Source organism: Escherichia sp. WS1450 (assembly GCF_046487395.1).
In the GTDB taxonomy this organism is placed as follows: Bacteria; Pseudomonadota; Gammaproteobacteria; order Enterobacterales; family Enterobacteriaceae; genus Escherichia; species Escherichia coli.
Genome location: NZ_JBJQJO010000014.1, coordinates 23,057 through 39,762, shown reverse-complemented (window position 1 = coordinate 39,762; position 16,706 = coordinate 23,057). Strand labels below are relative to the sequence as shown.

The following is a 16,706-nucleotide window of genomic DNA, read 5'->3' as shown; positions in this document are numbered from 1 at the left end:
TTATATTGCTAAACTTAGCTCCTTCAAGCTTCTATAATTTCTTAATGCCGCAATCCCATCCTCCACATGCGCAGCCCATGCTTTAACCATATCCTTCTGAGCTAACTGCGGATAAAGCATCTTCAATACCAGTTCCGTAGTCTGTAATGTCTCCCCCAGCCACGTAATTTTATCCAACACCAGCGAACCATCCAGTTTCCGATTATCCCGTTCCGGTGAATAGCGAAACTCACTCTCCACCGAGCGAAAAAATGCCAATCGGGCAGCGACGTTAGGAGTGATCCCTGTATACCCTTTCAATCTTTTAAGCTGCTCTTCAGTCTGACGACTCAGCACCATTCGATTCGGGAGCATCAGACAGCCTCCTTAGTTAATTCCCAGAAATAACCGGGCTTCAACGCTGATGATTTAGTATGCGTGTTAAATACTATCTCGTAAGCATGAGAAATATCATCGCGTAATTGGTCAACAAAATAACGTTCATCCACTTCCGTATCAGTAGACAATAGCACCACTTGATGGCTGGCAAATGGGAAATAATGGTTAATTAGTTTATCCCGATGTTGTGAATCCAGACGTCCTAATGGCGTATCAATAATCACCGGCAAATCACGACCAGAAGTTTTTGCCAGCGCCTCAAGAATAGCAATGGCATAAATTTGCTTTTCACCGGCAGATAGTAGCTTACGATTAATGACAGCTCCCTTCTCATCAATTAACTCAACATCAAATGTCTCTGGGTTAATATGAGCACTCAGTTGCATATCTTCTTTACGAGCCAGTTTGCGATAGGCAACTTCAAAGTTAGCAGATAGCGTCTTTACTCTCGCCTGAGTTAATACGTCGCTATACCGATCGAGTAAATTGATTGTTTCCTGCGCATTTTTAAAGGCGCTACTAAAGCCATGCTGACTGCGGGCCGCATCATGCAGTTTTTGCACCTGACGGACACAATCCAGTTGCTGTTGCTTAACCCGTTTAGCGTCTTCCAGCAATGAAAGATATTTTTGCCGCTGATTTTCACGCTGCTTATCCAGATCGCGCAGCTTTTCAAAAAGATCCATTAACTGCTCATCTTCCGGAGCACGGGCAATATTGGCAGCGGCTTGCTCTAGTAGCTGTTCAATTTCTGCTAACTGAATACGGTAAAGATCGAAGCGCTGCCATGCCTTTTTACTGTCCTGCTCTATTGATTGCTGGAGCATGCCGGCTTCACGTTCAGAAATATCAAACAACAAATCGCCCTTCGGCTTAGTTGCCATATATTCTTTCAGATTATCAGTAATCGCCTCGGCTGCAATTTTACTGGTAGTACTAGAGCGTAATGCAATATCGTTTCTGAGCTGGGCCAAAAATAGCCTTAACTCTTTTTCAAAGCTTTGAGCTTGTTTGATCTGTGTTTCATCAGCAATTTTTTCCAGCAACTCGGATAAAATATTGGGAGCCAGTGCATAAGGTAATGATCCATCACATTCCTGACGCAGTGCTTTTTCCAGGCGCTCCTTATCTTTTAGCAGTGTTTCAACTTTCTGCTTTTCCTGCGCTTTTGTCTGCGCAAATGCACCGCCCTGCGCATTCAACAAGCCTTCATAGCGAATAATGTCTTTAGACAGAAACTCGATTCTAGATTTGGCAAAATCAGCTTTTTCCAGCAATGCTTCTGTCTGACAAGCTAAGTCTCTACTTTGTTTTTCCAGCACTTCAATCTGCTGTTGCTGAGTTTCCGCTAACTGGCTGGATTGTTGGCGCTTAACGAAAATCATTAAGTCATTACGCAGTTTGGATATCAGATCCAGGCCCAATAAACGGCGTACAGCGGTGCGCAAAATATTGCCAGATTCATCTTCTGCCAGTTCTGCAATTTTCTCGCCATCAAAAAAGAACAAATCAGCAATACCATGAGGAATTAATTCATTAAGAAACCCCTGGCACTGATCATAATCCAGTTCACTGAGTGGTTGGCCATCCTTTTGTAAAGAAAGGCGATCTTTCTTGCCCTTTTTCCAGGTTCGCGTAACGGTAAACTCTGATTCCTGCCCCCCCTTATTATAGGTAAAGGTCAGTTCAACAGCCGCCTCTTCCGGTTGCTCAATATAGTACGCACCTTTGTGAATCAACGAACTAAGATGCTCAATATAATCCTGTTGCTGAGTCGCGAGCCCAAATGCCAGCCGCCCATACAATGCCAGTCGGATAGCCGACAGAATAGACGTTTTTCCTGCACCATTTAAACCGCCAAACAGCACAATCGGACGAGGGTTTACTTCATGTGGCCGCTTTCTTGGAGCCAGATCAATCGTGTGAGTACCGTTAAATACCCGAAAATTATGTAATACCAGTTGTTTAATGAGCACGTTCGTTTTCCTCGCCGACCAATACAGAGGATTCGCTGGCATCGACAATTCTGCGCTGTAAAACCTGAAGTTCAGCCTCCAGCTTGGTGATTTCTTCCTGGTGAATATCCCGGTCGTTACGTTTTTGTAGCGCTGCCTGCTGTTGCTTAATCTCTTCGAGACTACCCCAATCCTGTTTTAAAATGGTGCCAAGTTTGTCAAAAATCCCCTGACGGCGACTTAATCCTTCCATTGAAACTTCCAGCTCAATCAATTTCATCACCATCTCTGGCACAACATCAAACCCCTGAGCTATCTGCACCAGCAAATCGGCATCGCTGGCGTCAAAACGTGATTGATCATCTACGACCCAATCCAGATCCCGCTGGTACACCTCACGGTAAATACCTGGTAGTGTGTCGTACCAGTCTGGTTCATTAGGATCTTTCAACCACTCCTGGCGGATAGCGTGAAGCTCCGGATGCGTAATCAACGTGATGGTGTGGCCCTGAGCATTCAAATCTCGCTCAATCTCCAGCAACTCTTTAAGCCACTGCTGACGGTATTTGAGCCAGTAAGGACCGGGAACATGCTTACGCTCTGCACTAATTTCTTCGCCATCTTTTGCATATTGATAACTGACTTTGCCAGTACGACGCTTATAGTTGCGAAATGTATCCTTATTTGCGGGATCTGTAGTGAATGCTAGCAGGTCGCGGTATTTCAGCAACGGAGCCATCCACTCTTCGCCATTTTTAATCAGGCTCTCCATCGCTTTATCTTTGGTGACAACGGTACAGGTCCAGCAACCAAAGCGAGAATTACCACAGGAAGGTGTGCTTTCATCAATCACCAATGGGCATTCACCCTGTGCGGAAGAGTCCATATACAACGTCCACAGAGGGCGATTATTGCCCCCCCACGGACTTTCCCATTCATCAATATCTTCAGGAGCATATCGGAATGCGCCGCGCAGCAACTTCCAGACATCTTCGACATCCCAGCTATCAATGGGCGTATAAATAAAGGCATTCGCCAGGGTAGTATGCCGGGCAAGTCGAGACCCATCAATTTTGTGTTTTGCGATCACCTGAGCACGAGAAGCACTTTCGCTGCTGCGCGATCCCAACACCACAATCACTTCATCGAACTGGCTGACTTTATCTTTAATAAAGTCGCTAACCGGGTTGATTTTCATACGCTCGGTACACCAGCGAAAACTACGGGTAGGGGCAGGATAGCCTTTACCCAGCAAATTAACCCAAAAGGTTTCATTGGTTTTCGGCGTTACCGCATGTTGAGTAATTGGCAAGCCATTACGTTTAGCGCCGGCTTCGATCTGCAACATGGTTTTCTTAATGAGATCCACCACTACCGGTGTTTCTACCAGCGTATCGGACGACACAACAAAAACATCTTTACTACGCATTTCCGGAGGCAAGCCCAGCAAAGCCAGATACACCAGCGTAATAACCGCTGATGAGTCTTTCCCGCCACTGTAGCCAATCACCCACGGACGTTTATCAGCACAATAAATCCGCTGAACTTCAGCAACATATTCAGCCAGAGGACGCCCGGCGAATAGCTCCTGATTAATAAAATCTTCGTACTCGGCCAGATCGAAGGCCTGAACTAATTTACTCATGAGACAACCATTTGAGCTTCAAGCTCCTGTTCTTCAGGAGTGAGGGGGATAGAGAGTGCGATTTTCAATGCATTGCAGGTTAACTGAATAGCAGTACTGGTCTTGCTTAGTTTACCGTGCTGCATTGCTCGTTTGATGAGATCAGGGTTATTTCTGCGCCAGTTGAAGGTTTTGAGCGCAGTAATTTTCTCCGGCCACTCTTCAGGATAATCCGTTAATAAGGTACAGCCCAGTTGGCCGAGCGCCTGCAACCCAATGCCGTGAGCATGGATATAGTCCTGTCGTAACTGAACGGGAGAAACTTCCTTTTTAGCTGCCAGCTGCCAATCCGGCATCACATGAAAAATAGCCTGCCAGTAGCGACTTGCTAACTGAACACATTCGTCAAAATTGCTCTGTTTGGGATCTTTACCCAACAATGCACGAGTAGCCTGCTTGATGCTACTTAATGTAAATAATTTATTAGACCGCTGACTGATACCCGATTTTTCCAGCTCCGTCATCCCGATAAATGGTTCTACTGACATTGCCAGATACCGCGCCAGGTTTGAACTAGCGTCACGATGATCGTACAGCGATGCCAGTGAAGGACTGGGGCGAATGGCGTATTTATTTAGATCAGCGAACATCTGCTGGCTGCGTTTTAATCCCTCATCGACAAAAAACAGCACCGGAATGTTATCCTGCCCCAACTCCGGGCGAGCATCTAAAGCGTCTTCAATCGCTTTACGGCGATGCTGACCATCATTGATCAGAATTTGCGCATCCATTGGCACACATAACATACCAAGGTTGTTAGAACCAGGAAACTCATCAAACTGAACATCAACGGCAATGGACGCCGTTAGCGCTGAAAATACATAATCTTTAGGATTGTCCAGCAGATAACGTACCATTTCGGGGATGCGTGATTTATTTAGCGTACGTTGAGCGCGTAATTCTGGGGGGACATCATTTTCATCAAAACTGAAAATTTTGGGGATAATCCTCATTGGGCATGTGGCGATGTAGAAGGGGCGACCAGCCTGTATGCCACGTATAGCTGGAAACGAGTAACAATAATCTGCATCAACACTAGCCATACTGTAATCCGTCTTAAACATAGGGTGAATTGAGTAACGTAATATTTTACGTAATATATGATTCAATTTGTAGCTTTTTTACGTAATTTTTTGCGTACTTCATTCCATTTCATCCTCAAATTATCACCAACTTTTCAGGGCTAAGTTTTCAGACTGATTAACGTGAGAGAATGAGATTTTCCCCCTTCTGGGCCGTGAGCGTTTCCTTTGTGGCTCATTTTGCGAATCGACTGTCATGGCAGGTATTAGCAGGTAAGCTTATGATATTGTCTATTCACAAATTTACGATAAATTCAAGGAGAAACTCAATTTCCAAAAAATGAGTTCCCCTTTCTGCGCCAGAAATTACGGTGTAATCTCCCTTTTGCAAAAAGCTGTCGGTTGACAGCCCCTTTGGCTTCATGGTCTGCAAGAAGCCCCTGATTTATCAGGACGACCAGCCCACTACCGGTACGACCTCCGCAATACCGGAACGCGAAAGCGTTTGAGGCCAGGAGTACATACACCGGACGGCTCCATCGTCATCGCTTAACGGCAACAGTCTTCACCGGATGCACGGCTTCTCTTTGCCTGAATTTCTCCCGGCCCATTTATACCCTGCTGATAACCAGCGCCCTTTACATGACGGGCTGCGGCCTGCATTGCCGCCAGACTTTGCTGCCGCGTGACCGTCATCCTGCACCAGAGTGTTAATTTTCAGCTCCTGCGGCAGACCAGGACGTCAGTCGCTCACGCAGAGTGAGAGACTGACGCCCGCAGAAATTTTCATCTGCACCAGTCATATCAACTGTTCCAGCCACAGGCGAGCTTCTGACGTCGCTTTTCAGCAATTATCTCAACAATTCATTCACAAAAGGAGAACATGAGCCAGTGCCGGAGGGGGACCACCAGGACGGTCCGGGGGATGACCAGCTAACGCTGGCGGCTGCTCTGAGAGCACAACCGATACCCCGCAAAACCTCAACAGCCGTCGCCCCGGCGCTCAGGTACTGCTCGCGGCCCCGACAAAAATCAGGGGCTATCGGCCTATGCGCCGGGGAAAGCTGTACTGCTGTATCCGTTGTTTGTTGTGGTTTTGTGAAAATCAGGAGCGAGAGAAGAGGAATACGTAAAATGGGTATGCTGGAAAGAGAGATGAAAAACCTGGCGCGGCAGGCTGGCGGGTCGCACAAGATTGTCCATGACCGTATCGCCACGGCAGGACGGTTCTGTGGACGCCTGATGGAACTGAACGTTCAGATACGCTATGTCCACCATTTAAAGACGAAGCATATTGAGGCGTATATTCAGGTGCGGCTGGCGCAGGGGATTCAGAAACAGACGCTGCATAATGAAACGGCGGCCATCCGTAAAATACTGACGCAGGCCGGGCGCGAAAAGCTGGCGCAGAGTGAGCGGATATCGAATAAATCGCTGGGGCTGGCTGGCGTATCCCGCAACGGTACGCGGAAAGCCATTACGCCGGAATATTATCAACAGATGGCAGAGACTGCCCGGCTGAAAGACGCGGGACTGGAGGCAGCGCTGGAGCTGGCACGGCTGATGGGGTTACGTTCACAGGAAGCAGTACGCTGTTCCGGTTCACTAAAAACCTGGCGCGAAGCACTGGCGCACGGCGACACCCGGCTGACCGTGGTACTCGGCACCAAAGGCGGACGGCCCCGCGGCACCCTTATTCAGGATACTGGCGCAGTTAAACGGGCGCTTGAGACTGCCATTGCGGTGACAGAACGGCGTAACGGCAGGCTGATTGATACGGCGAGCCTTAAACAGGCAATAAAATACTGGCGCAACCACACTTTGCGTATGGGCTGACGGACAAATACTCCCCGCACTCACTGCGCTACGCCTGGGCGCAGGACGATATCCGCCGGTATCTGGCGCAAGGATTCAGCGAAAAAGAGGCGCTGGCAATGGTGGCGATGGGCCTGGGGCATGGCGACGGGCACGGTCGCTGGGTGAAGCAGGTGTACGCACACGAATGGAAGAAGGAATAACAGCTTTCATGGCTGGCGCAAAATAATACATTATGCAGTAACGGCGGTAATTTCTCTGATGCAGCTGTCAGGGAAAATCAAACCGGATAGCGCCGTTACTGCGTAACGCCAGCAATTTACCACTCCCTCTTTACTGGATATGGCGCAGAGAGCAATGGGTATTGATTATACAGATCCAGACTACAATAACGCTTCTGGTGCAGGCTCTCATGATACCTATCTGAATAAGCTGACTCCGTCAGAAAGGGAAAGGGTTATAAAGGTTAAAGGTGGCTAAGGGTAACAGCCCTGGCCGGAAAAGGCCGAAAACCAAAGGGCCACAAACTGGCGCAGTCCTGGATAGTTATGGTAGTTGAATGCAGGTTTGGTTGATCACAATACAGCCTGGTGTGTACAGCTTGTTCATTAACTGACCACACTGCACGTTCACAACACCCCATCCAAAGAACAAAATGAATGCTTCCGGACTAACATCCTCACAGGCCGCTATATCGTGCCAAACAAGTACGCCAGTAAGTACGCGAGAGGAAAAATGAGAAGATCTTTATGAGAGGAAAAATTGTAACTCTTTGATTTAATGGTGATAATAGGAACAATACACATAGGCGATAAGCTTTGTTTTTGTTGCCTTTTTTATTGTTCATTTTTTATAGATACCCCCAAAAGTACCCCCATATCTTTTTCCGCCCCTGAAATTTGGTTGTTATTCATACAGCATATCAGGCGGTAACGCTCTCCCTTTAACCCACTTATTGTATGATAGTGCTATCCCACAATAAGGAATCAGCCAGCCATGAGAATGACCAGCCGTAAAAAAGAGATACTCAGTTATTTTGAGCCGGATAACCTAGAATGGGTGACAGGTGAGATTGGTGCGCCGCCGTTCGATGTGTCGGGCGTGGCCTACCTGCTTCATGGCATGGTGTCGTTCGATAAGCGCCACCAGCTCGAATCAACCCGGCGCACACTGGAAAGCATGGTTGCTGGTGGACTGCTTGAGCGGGTGACAGTGTATGAATCGCGTCAGGTACGGCGCGGCGGTGAGACTAACGCAACGGTCGTGCGCTACGGTTTACCCGGTCACTGCGCTGTTATGCGCGATACTGGCGGCGCTGATAACGCAATATCAGGCGAATACATGCGGGTCAGTTAAGAGCCTGCAATCTGTCGTTAATGTTGTTCAGGTCGTAAACCCGGCGTTCAATATCCAGCATCAGGAAATCGTGGATCTCGGCCTGTTCAGGATTATCAGACTCTCTGGCCTGTAAGAGCAATTCATTGTAACCATGCAAACCACCCGAATTTTCCGCCGGGGTAGTGCCCTTCCCGCGCAAACAGCTAACAGGCTGGATACTGGTATCATGTGTTTGCTTCTCCAGCACAACAAGGCAATCCCACCAGTCGCCAAAGTCATACGTGTAAACCAGCTTGTCACCCTCATTCTGGAGCGCCGCCCATAGTGGCGTGATTGCCGCGTTACCCATGCTTTCATCCTCACCCCATACGCGATACTCGCTACCTGGATCACCTTTACGCCCTTTCTCGAACATATACAGGTGTTCGTCATTCCAGCCAAAAGCTAACTGGATCACGGCATGAAGTTTACTAAAGGGGATTTGCTCTGGAACCAGCACACGCCGCCATATTGGTGGTTTGCTGTCTCGGATGGTTATCTTTATCTGGTACATGCGTCGTGAACCAATAGTGTACGTTTAGGTGGGTATTTTTCTGCTACTGACCAGGATAGAGCTGATGTGCCGGGTCAAGCCAGACAATATGGAATACATTACCGATGAAAAATCCATGTATGCGACCATATTCATTGCGCGATATGGCAAATTGATAAGGTGTATAACTCTGAAACTGTTCATTCAAATGCTGAAATCCCTTAGGTTCAGATGTAGTTTGCCAATCAATCGGATGTGACTTCAACGAACCACCGCGATCGGTGGTGAACTCTCGTTCAGTCATAGTGGAAAGGTCTTTGAGGCGGTCTAACACCTTGCAAAAATAAACAGGATTCTGAGCGCTGAAAGTAAATTTCTCATGCGCCGCATCGATATACCGAAAAGAAAAGTTGATGGTCGTTATGCCTGAACCTGTTCCCCCAGGCACTATTTTTGTTTGCGAGGGTGCAATCTTCGACGCCCTGATTCTTTTCGCCATATTTAGGAAGCCATCGAACGATAAAACTCAGCCGTTACACTTTTATCAATAACATTCTTGCACGGCGCATCTGATGGAACCCCTTCACGTGCCTCCAGCCACGGCTTTTCTTGGTGCGTCATCTGCTCCAGCTCATAAGCTGTATAACCGCCAAATACCTCATAGATTTCCTTTAGATGCTTTGACACATTCGCAGGTAACTCAGGGCAGGCAATCTCTTCGTCTATTGAGCGCCATTTGTAATCTGCAAATCTGGTATACAAATCTCTGGCTACAGGGCCATGTACCCATGCTTCAAACTTGTCAGCAACCAGTTCTTCGCCATCATTCAGCGCCATGAACCAAGCATCAGCATAGAACACCATTTTTTGCAGTTTCAGCGGCGTCATAACATCCCCATGCTCTTGAGCAAAGCAAAGCAGGTAATCCGCTACGCTGTTAAGGGTTGTAACTGCCATTATCCAATCTCCTGCCGTATGTTTTCGTCTATAACTGTCCACTACCGTTAATAATCGCATATAACCACGGGTATTGCCCATCGTAAAATGCCATTTAAAGATTCTGCGTGATGGCTCACCATCCACCGCGCAAGATACCCGGTGCGTTTGGCTGATAATCCGCAATTTGGTTGAAACCGTCCTGGAAACCTCAAGTTTGGAAACCAGCGACTTGCATCGTAGCTTTGCCATTCGGCGGTCATAGTTACTGCTATATCCCTTTATTGGCGAGACCTGCGAGAGGTTTTGTTGTTCGAATATATAAAGGTGAATAAAGGTAATCTACCTGCGCGGCGCAGGCTTCTTCCACTGGTAGGCGGGTGATCGCATCATTTCGCGAAATTTGTCACGCCGGGCTATATTGGCATTAACTGAGCGTTCTATCTCCCGTTGATCTGCCGGGGTTAGCTGGTGGCCTTCGTGCTCCAGTTTGGCGGTGGTCAATAAAGCTATTTCGCGTGGTGTCATACGTCATACCCTCTGGAAGGATGAAACACGCCCGGATTAAATTTCATTTTTCGCGGGTATAAAAAACGATGGGGCGGGCAGTCCCGGATAGTCAGGGCTGTAGAGATTTGACTACCCCCTCCCCACTGGATTCAGGTTACTGCTATTCCGTTAAGCGCTGCTTACGGGGATAGCTGCGTTGTGATTTTGACCATTCAGGTCGCCGCTATTTCCTCACCGATTGGGTGCTACGCGCGCGCGTACTTGTCCCGAAATACCAGAAACCGCCAGCCAGAGGATGATTTCCCTCTGGTGGTCTACCTTTGCCTCTTGCCGCCATTTAACCGGAAGGCGTTACCGTTCGGTTGCGCTATCCCCATGCGGTGTTGCGTTTCGGTAACAGCTTTATGCAGGTCGCCAAATTCCTCAACCTTCACGGGCGGGCGCTTCACGTTCTCCAGACACGTTTCACGGCGGCGCTTTATCCATTCCCGATCATCGTCCTCGCTGCATAACAGCATGACTTCCATCCATCGTGCGGCAGCTCTCCGGTATAGCCCTTTTGACTCCAGCTCTTCAGCTTTCCTGTCCCTTATCATTTCTGCCTCTCAGATTATATAGATAAGCAAAAAGGTGTTGGTTCAGTTGGTTCAGTTGGTTCAATTTGTAAAGATCGTTGTTTTTATTATGTTTTTTCTAAAATATTGAACCAACATCAACTCATTTTGAACCAACACAGCCCAGCTCTGAACCAACAACACAGCGATAGCTTTGTGATTGGCCCGTTATTTTCTGGCTGATATTTGAGCGTATAACAGTGTTATACAGTGATATACTGTATGGATATTACTCACTGATATGGTCTTTGCAATGAGCAAATCTAATCTGGTCGCGTTCCGCATCCCATCTGAATTGCAGGATGAGTTTAATCGGTCTGTTCTCGCTTCTGGAGGGGATAAAACCTCCTGGCTTGTTGATGCGATTCGCATGAAGCTGGGACAGCCGGAAAAGTCTATTGATTCACGAATGCTTGGGCTGGTGGAGCGCATGGAAAAAGCTGCTGCGTCGCTTATTGCCGGAAAGCCGAACATCCCACCAAAGCCATATAACGAAACGGCAGTTATAAAGATCATTGCCGATACCATCCGACAGGGATTTGATAATGGGCGTGTGATAGCTGAACGGATCAATGAAGCAGGCTATCAAACAAAAGCTGGTAAAGCGTGGGATAAAGATATTTACAGCGCGTGGAAGCGTCAGGGAAGCAATGCTGAAAAGTTAAAAGCGGTGATTGATTGTAAGGTCAGCGTATAAACATGAGTGCCCATTGGAAAGCTGCTTGGGCCAATACCTTTATACACCAGCAGGTGGTGACGATAGGTGAGGATCAGGAATGAAAGGCAGAACGCCACACATTGAACATCAAGCCAACCACTTCTCGGATGTTCGCAATGAGATGATTGCCATTCGCGGTGATATGCACGGCTTGGAGCGTCGAATTATTGATAAGATTGATGAAAATAGAGATAAGGCCAGTGAAAATCAAAAGTGGATCATAGGCCTGTTGATTTTATCAATTCTTATCCCGCTACTTATCGCATTGGTCACAAAATGAATATCCAATGTGTATGCTGTCGATGCTACGCGCGCGTACTTGTCGCAAAATATCAGGCAAAGGCCAGATTCAGAACGTCGTGATAACCACCAGCACAACATGAGATGTCATGTAACGCGATTTATCACATCAGATACATGTGATTGGTGTACCCGCATAAAACATCGTCATAGCGCGTCCTGTGCGCATATACGCCGATAATCAACACATCACCACCACTCTGTCTCGTGTAGAGAACAGTTTCATGGTATCCCCCGCCATCGTGTGCGTACTGGTCGGACGTAGTTGCAAAATTTTTTGCAACTGATACCCCTCGCGCGCGTACTTGTCTCGAAATTGGAGTTTTGCTGTGGCAGTGATATCAGAAAAATCTTCCTGTTTCACATAAAGCGGATATGCGCGTACTGTAACGGCCCCATCAACGGGGATCGGATTTGAAATCCCGACCCAAGCTATGTACCAAATGCCATGTCTTGGATATATGATGATTGCCATTCTAAACAACGCTAAAGGGGGTTGGTGTGAGCAGAAAAGATACTAAAGAATTGCTAACTATCTGCATGGTGTACTTTTCAATTTATTTTTGTGCATACATGATAGTCCCAGATGAGTTTGAACATGGCAGTATTATTTATTCCATAACATTCTATTTTTTAGAGCTAACACCAATTTTGGCTATCCTTTTGGCAATACATATTTATTTTTCCTTAAAAAAAGAATCGACTAATTGGGAGAAGGTATGGAGAGATAGAGGATTTCTAACATCACCTAAAGATGATGCATATGAGAGTGATTTTTCTGACTTTATAACAAACTACTACTCCAGCGAAAAATTCAAAAATAGACTGTCTGATGTTTGGGAAACAGCAATGTATTCCATAGGGATTATATTATTGATACTTACTGGTATTGCTCAATATGTTTTTAACATTGACTTATCATTAAATCCTGAAAATTTAATATCGCCATTGATTTTTGGTGAGATATTGATCTTCTCATTCGGAATTTTCTTGAGTGTTGTTCTCTGCTCATTATGCAAGCTACTGACTAACAGGTATCCAGGTGAAGCAAGGAGAGCAAGAAAGGCAAATCCATATTATCTTTTATTTCCTAATGGAGACAGCAGAGATATCTAAGCCATCCATGGCTAACCAGTTATTGAGATTCTTTTTGTGATGCCTGTGCGACTCTGGTGAGCGATTGTGTGACCGTACTGATCGCTCTGTCATATGCTGTGCTACCTTTTGGCGTATTTGCCAGACGTAACAAGGCATTTCGTATAACAGGGCTTTCGTATGCCTTCGCTGCTCCGCCTACGGCACCAGCAGCAGGAACAACAAACGCAGCCGTTTTTAGCATCCCCGCTAATACTGCTGCGTTTATGATGCCACCACCAACTAACAATCCATAAAGCTGCTGACCATTTAAGTTTTGAACGTTCGCTTTTGCCGCGTGTCTTGTATCGTTGAGGTATTTAATAACGCCGTCCAGTTCCTTTCCATGTACGCCTTTAAAGAAAGTTGCTGATTGCTTCCTGTTCCGGTGTAACGCATTAATAAACTTCTCAACACTGATATTTCCAGACGGATCAGTCGCCTTATCTACAGCATTCTGAACTATGGCTGCTCGTGCGTTTTGCCTACCATTGTCATCCAGAAGCCTGTAAAGCTGAGAACGTTCTGATGGGCTTTGGCTAAAAACGAGTTTTGTTACATCCTCAGGCGTGGCCTTGCCGCTGGCTATTGCCTTTTGAACGCGCGTTCTTCCCATCATGTCATTGAATTTAGACCATGAGCGATCAACCCTTGCCATATTAATGGCTTCGTCTGCTCCAAGATTTTTGGCTACGGCTTTTTTCATATCCGCCGTATATGCCTTGTAGATAATATCGCTGGCTTTCTGGAGCGTATCTTTATCAACAGTGTCAGATGACGCCATAAATCGCTTTCGAAGATCGGTTCTGTTTTCCCTCGCCAGACGCAGGTCATTTGGTCCGCTGGTGATATCGTCTTTAAATTGCTGCAAGACTTTTACCGCGGCTCTATCCTGAGATTTGCCCGGGCGGCTTAACACGGCAATCTGATTGTCGATAGCTTTTACCGTGTTTGAGAGATCGACAGGGGTATCCCCCATAGCGTCAATTATGCGGTTATATCGCTTTCCTGCTGCCTCAATGAATTTTTGTTGCCCTTTAGTCGCAGATTCATAAAGCTGTTTATCAGAAATGCCACCCAGACCATCGCTAAATGTTCTGACTAAATTTTCTCGTGCTTGTTGTTGATTCAGCCGATTCTTACCGGTTCCAAAAAAAGGAACTCTTTCGCCTAATGTCTGAGCCTGACTCTGCATAAAGGTTTTATCTTTCAGCATGTCACTGGTCATTAACGGCAGATTTCTTTCCGATGCAAAGTCGACAGCAGCCTTTGCTTCAGGCGACATATCACCACGAACAGCCCTCGAAACCGCACTCGCTGTATTTTCCAGCCCCTTACCAATACCACCAATGCCAGCAGAAATTACCGTTTGTAACGGATCAATATCTTCTCCACCAGCAAGGCTGGTGGCTCCCTGTAGTGCTAAATCTGTAGCTGCTGATTTTCCTATGGCACCAAGCACCGTTCCAGCCCTGCCCGCTGGTGTAAACGCCAGCGCATTAGCCAGAAACGATGCCACGTCTTGCGGTGATAAACCCGGCTTGTTCAGAGCATAATCACCGGATGGTAGGGAAACGATAGTGTTACCCTTCTCATCCTGCCTTAATTTCGCTCCCATGCTCTGAAGAATCTTTTCCTGAGATGCGTCAGAGCCGAAAAGTTGAGACCATCGAGCTTTTAGAGCATCCATGCTGAGTGAGGTTAACTCTGGGGCAAGGTCGACATTTTGCAGTCTCTCCATCTCTGGAGTCATTCGGCTTTCGCCTGTTATAGCATCGCGCATCGCAGCCCCAAGACTGGCTCCCTGTTCTGCTGAACGTTCAAGCCCCTCTCTTTGCTGAGTCGCTAACTTTGCATACCCTGACGCAAGAGAATTATCAGATGATGTATGTTGAATATTTTGAGTTGCTGATTGGGCTCGGTCTATTTCATTCGTTGATGGTAGTGGATAGGCAGCATAAAAAGCCTGCTTAGCCTGCTCTACACTTTCTCCGGCTTGCGGGGCAACGACTTCGTTGAAGTATTGCTCCTGAGCCTGCGCTTTTTGTTCTGGTGCTAACGCCTGATACTGTGGAGAGGCGATAACATCTTTCCATGCTTTAGCCATTAATCACCCCATAGTGAAGAAAAGTTACTGCTGGCTGCTGGCTGTGATACCTGCTCAGATTGCGGCAATGTCTGCGACGAAGAAGAAGTTCCTCTGTCAACTGCTGAAATAACCCGCAAAGCATCATAAGCTCGACCAGAAGCAGCTTTCAGCGAATTGAACTGGTTTTCCATCTTCCGGCGCTTGGTATCAATGGTTTTTGTGGAATCACCAGGCTGAGGGAAATACATTTGATAATATTTTGACATTTCAGCAGGTACGATAGCTGCCCCTGTTTCCTGACGGAGTATTGCCATTATTGCGTCATTAGCATTAACAACGTATTGCTGCTCTGTTGGGCTGAGCGTTAAGTTAGCCAGCGTCCCATTACCCAAAGCATTATTAATGATCGCCACTCGCTGTGGGCTAATCTGGCCTTTCAGTGTATCCATTGAATCAAGAGCATCCCTAACTCTGTATGCAAATCCAGCAGCTTTTTTAGCCCCTTCTGGCGACTTTTCCATGATCTTTTGAGCTGTTGGCAAAGCTATTGGACGAAACCCATCTCCAGATATTGGCTGGTTTAGTTTTCCCTGCTCTTCACTTCCGTCTGTGTAGTATTTTGTGACAGTGCCATCATCGTTTTCCCTAACACTCATTAATTTTTTGGCGTTTGTATTAATTCCAGCCGCTGCCGCAAATGCCGCCGCCCCCTCTGGATCCGCCTTTAACATTTGAGCGTACTGATTGTAATTCTGCATTGCTGCTGTTGGTGCATATGCTGACGTTAACGCATTTGCTCGGCTAATATCCTGCCCTCTCGCCTGAAGTGCTTCGCCAGCCTGATTGCTGCGGATTGTCTCTGCCAACTCGCCGCGCTCAATATCCCGACCTTCCATTTGATCTTTGATATCGAAATACTTCTCATGACCGAGAGAAAACAGCGCCAGATTACCTGCGAAATGCTGGAAGCCCTGCGGGTCATTAACCTGCATTTCAGCAATAGTTTCTGGAGGGATACCTAAACGACGCATCTCCTGCTCATTATCCATCATGAACCTGCCAAATGCGCCCGGACCAAGCGATGAGGCTACCTGTGCTTTGAGCGCCAGATTGCCATAATCATCCCTTTGAGCATCATCGACATAACTCATCCCTTTACGGACTTCCTCAAACTCTTCGGGGAATGCTGTAATAAGATTACGCATCTGCTCCCTGTCGCCGGACGCATAAGCATCTGCATAACCTTTCTGGAATGCCGCTTTACGCTCCTGCTGTTGCTGCTGCTTATAAATGTCAGCAACTCCAGCCAGACCACGAAGGCCTGTCAGAGCAACGTTATTTGCACCTGATCGAGCCAGTTCATTGTTTTCGCGGATCAGACCAAGCGTTGTGTTAATGTCGCTTGCCTTTGGCGCATTCTCGTTTTGCGCACCAATGCCAGCCAGAAAACCACCAGAATTAATACCCTGTTGCCACGTAGCCATAAATTTACCCACGTCCAGTTAAAGTGTAAGCCAGCGCCTTATCCATTAATCCCCGAGCAATTTCGTGGATCGTTGGCGCAACTCCTACCTCTGATTTTTTACGCTGCTCCTCCTGAATTTTCTTTATCGCTTCCATTTGCTTCTCACTTATCAATACTGGCTTTACTGAAATAGCCATAATGCCCCCTTAGAACTGT

At 47.0% G+C, this 16,706-nt stretch carries 16 protein-coding genes and 1 pseudogene; 5 read left to right on the top strand and 12 right to left on the bottom strand.

Features of this window, described 5'->3' with window-relative positions; all coding sequences use genetic code 11:
• Genes dndE through dndB form a run of 4 tightly spaced genes read right to left on the bottom strand, consistent with a single transcriptional unit; the run spans nt 1 to nt 5,060 of the window.
• Nucleotides 1-354, bottom strand: a complete 354-nt coding sequence (dndE, locus tag ACJHYR_RS16860) for a DNA sulfur modification protein DndE (RefSeq protein ID WP_001586698.1) — start codon at nt 352-354, stop codon at nt 1-3.
• Nucleotides 354-2,354, bottom strand: coding sequence for a DNA sulfur modification protein DndD (dndD, locus tag ACJHYR_RS16855; protein WP_001586697.1), 2,001 nt, complete (start codon nt 2,352-2,354; stop codon nt 354-356). The genes dndE and dndD overlap by 1 nt, the downstream gene beginning before the upstream one ends.
• On the bottom strand, nt 2,344-3,978 hold the full coding sequence (dndC, locus tag ACJHYR_RS16850; RefSeq protein ID WP_059327850.1) for a DNA phosphorothioation system sulfurtransferase DndC: 1,635 nt from the start codon (nt 3,976-3,978) through the stop codon (nt 2,344-2,346). The genes dndD and dndC overlap by 11 nt, the downstream gene beginning before the upstream one ends.
• Entirely contained in the window at nt 3,975-5,060 is a 1,086-nt protein-coding gene (gene dndB, locus ACJHYR_RS16845) for a DNA sulfur modification protein DndB (protein ID WP_001577770.1), read from the bottom strand. The genes dndC and dndB overlap by 4 nt, the downstream gene beginning before the upstream one ends.
• A gap of 1,113 nt (nt 5,061-6,173) precedes the next feature.
• Between dndB and ACJHYR_RS16840 the strand changes: the two are divergent.
• Together ACJHYR_RS16840 and ACJHYR_RS16835 are read left to right on the top strand one after the other, a co-directional pair.
• Nucleotides 6,174-7,057 (top strand): annotated as a pseudogene (locus tag ACJHYR_RS16840) (integrase domain-containing protein).
• A gap of 793 nt (nt 7,058-7,850) precedes the next feature.
• Nucleotides 7,851-8,210 carry a hypothetical protein gene (locus ACJHYR_RS16835; RefSeq protein WP_001371750.1) on the top strand — a complete coding sequence of 120 codons (360 nt, stop codon included), beginning with the start codon at nt 7,851-7,853 and terminating at the stop codon, nt 8,208-8,210.
• On the opposite strand, the gene ACJHYR_RS16830 is transcribed toward ACJHYR_RS16835, so the two are convergent.
• The 5 genes from ACJHYR_RS16830 to ACJHYR_RS16810 all read right to left on the bottom strand — a co-directional run bounded on the left by ACJHYR_RS16830 (nt 8,203) and on the right by ACJHYR_RS16810 (nt 10,766).
• Nucleotides 8,203-8,745 carry a plasmid pRiA4b ORF-3 family protein gene (locus ACJHYR_RS16830; protein ID WP_001678051.1) on the bottom strand — a complete coding sequence of 181 codons (543 nt, stop codon included), beginning with the start codon at nt 8,743-8,745 and terminating at the stop codon, nt 8,203-8,205. The two genes, ACJHYR_RS16835 and ACJHYR_RS16830, sit on opposite strands and share 8 nt — an antisense overlap.
• 43 nt (nt 8,746-8,788) lie before the next feature.
• On the bottom strand, nt 8,789-9,223 hold the full coding sequence (locus tag ACJHYR_RS16825) for a hypothetical protein (protein ID WP_032283080.1): 435 nt from the start codon (nt 9,221-9,223) through the stop codon (nt 8,789-8,791).
• Between the two features lie 2 nt (nt 9,224-9,225).
• On the bottom strand, nt 9,226-9,681 hold the full coding sequence (locus tag ACJHYR_RS16820) for a Panacea domain-containing protein (RefSeq protein ID WP_001371753.1): 456 nt from the start codon (nt 9,679-9,681) through the stop codon (nt 9,226-9,228).
• Nucleotides 9,682-10,002: 321 nt separating this feature from the next.
• Nucleotides 10,003-10,188 carry a hypothetical protein gene (locus ACJHYR_RS16815; RefSeq protein WP_001371755.1) on the bottom strand — a complete coding sequence of 62 codons (186 nt, stop codon included), beginning with the start codon at nt 10,186-10,188 and terminating at the stop codon, nt 10,003-10,005.
• 296 nt (nt 10,189-10,484) lie between these two features.
• Nucleotides 10,485-10,766 carry a PerC family transcriptional regulator gene (locus tag ACJHYR_RS16810; protein ID WP_000617442.1) on the bottom strand — a complete coding sequence of 94 codons (282 nt, stop codon included), beginning with the start codon at nt 10,764-10,766 and terminating at the stop codon, nt 10,485-10,487.
• 271 nt (nt 10,767-11,037) lie between these two features.
• Between ACJHYR_RS16810 and ACJHYR_RS16805 the strand changes: the two genes are divergently transcribed.
• The 3 genes from ACJHYR_RS16805 (at nt 11,038) to ACJHYR_RS16795 (ending at nt 12,918) form a co-directional block, all read left to right on the top strand.
• Complete coding sequence (locus tag ACJHYR_RS16805) at nt 11,038-11,481, top strand: hypothetical protein (RefSeq protein WP_001344215.1); 444 nt, start codon at nt 11,038-11,040, stop codon at nt 11,479-11,481.
• Between the two features lie 79 nt (nt 11,482-11,560).
• On the top strand, nt 11,561-11,782 hold the full coding sequence (locus ACJHYR_RS16800; protein WP_001378274.1) for a hypothetical protein: 222 nt from the start codon (nt 11,561-11,563) through the stop codon (nt 11,780-11,782).
• Nucleotides 11,783-12,303: 521 nt separating this feature from the next.
• Entirely contained in the window at nt 12,304-12,918 is a 615-nt protein-coding gene (locus ACJHYR_RS16795) for a hypothetical protein (protein WP_000087354.1), read from the top strand.
• Nucleotides 12,919-12,937: 19 nt separating this feature from the next.
• On the opposite strand, the gene ACJHYR_RS16790 is transcribed toward ACJHYR_RS16795, so the two are convergent.
• From ACJHYR_RS16790 to ACJHYR_RS16780, 3 genes are read right to left on the bottom strand one after another with little or no spacing between them, the layout of a single operon-like run.
• Entirely contained in the window at nt 12,938-15,043 is a 2,106-nt protein-coding gene (locus ACJHYR_RS16790) for an injection protein (RefSeq protein ID WP_072837337.1), read from the bottom strand.
• Nucleotides 15,043-16,509: a phage DNA ejection protein gene (locus ACJHYR_RS16785; protein WP_072837338.1), complete on the bottom strand. Its 1,467-nt coding sequence runs from the start codon at nt 16,507-16,509 to the stop codon at nt 15,043-15,045. The genes ACJHYR_RS16790 and ACJHYR_RS16785 overlap by 1 nt, the downstream gene beginning before the upstream one ends.
• 4 nt (nt 16,510-16,513) lie before the next feature.
• Nucleotides 16,514-16,687: a hypothetical protein gene (locus ACJHYR_RS16780; RefSeq protein ID WP_001018522.1), complete on the bottom strand. Its 174-nt coding sequence runs from the start codon at nt 16,685-16,687 to the stop codon at nt 16,514-16,516.
• Nucleotides 16,688-16,706 lie beyond the last annotated feature (19 nt).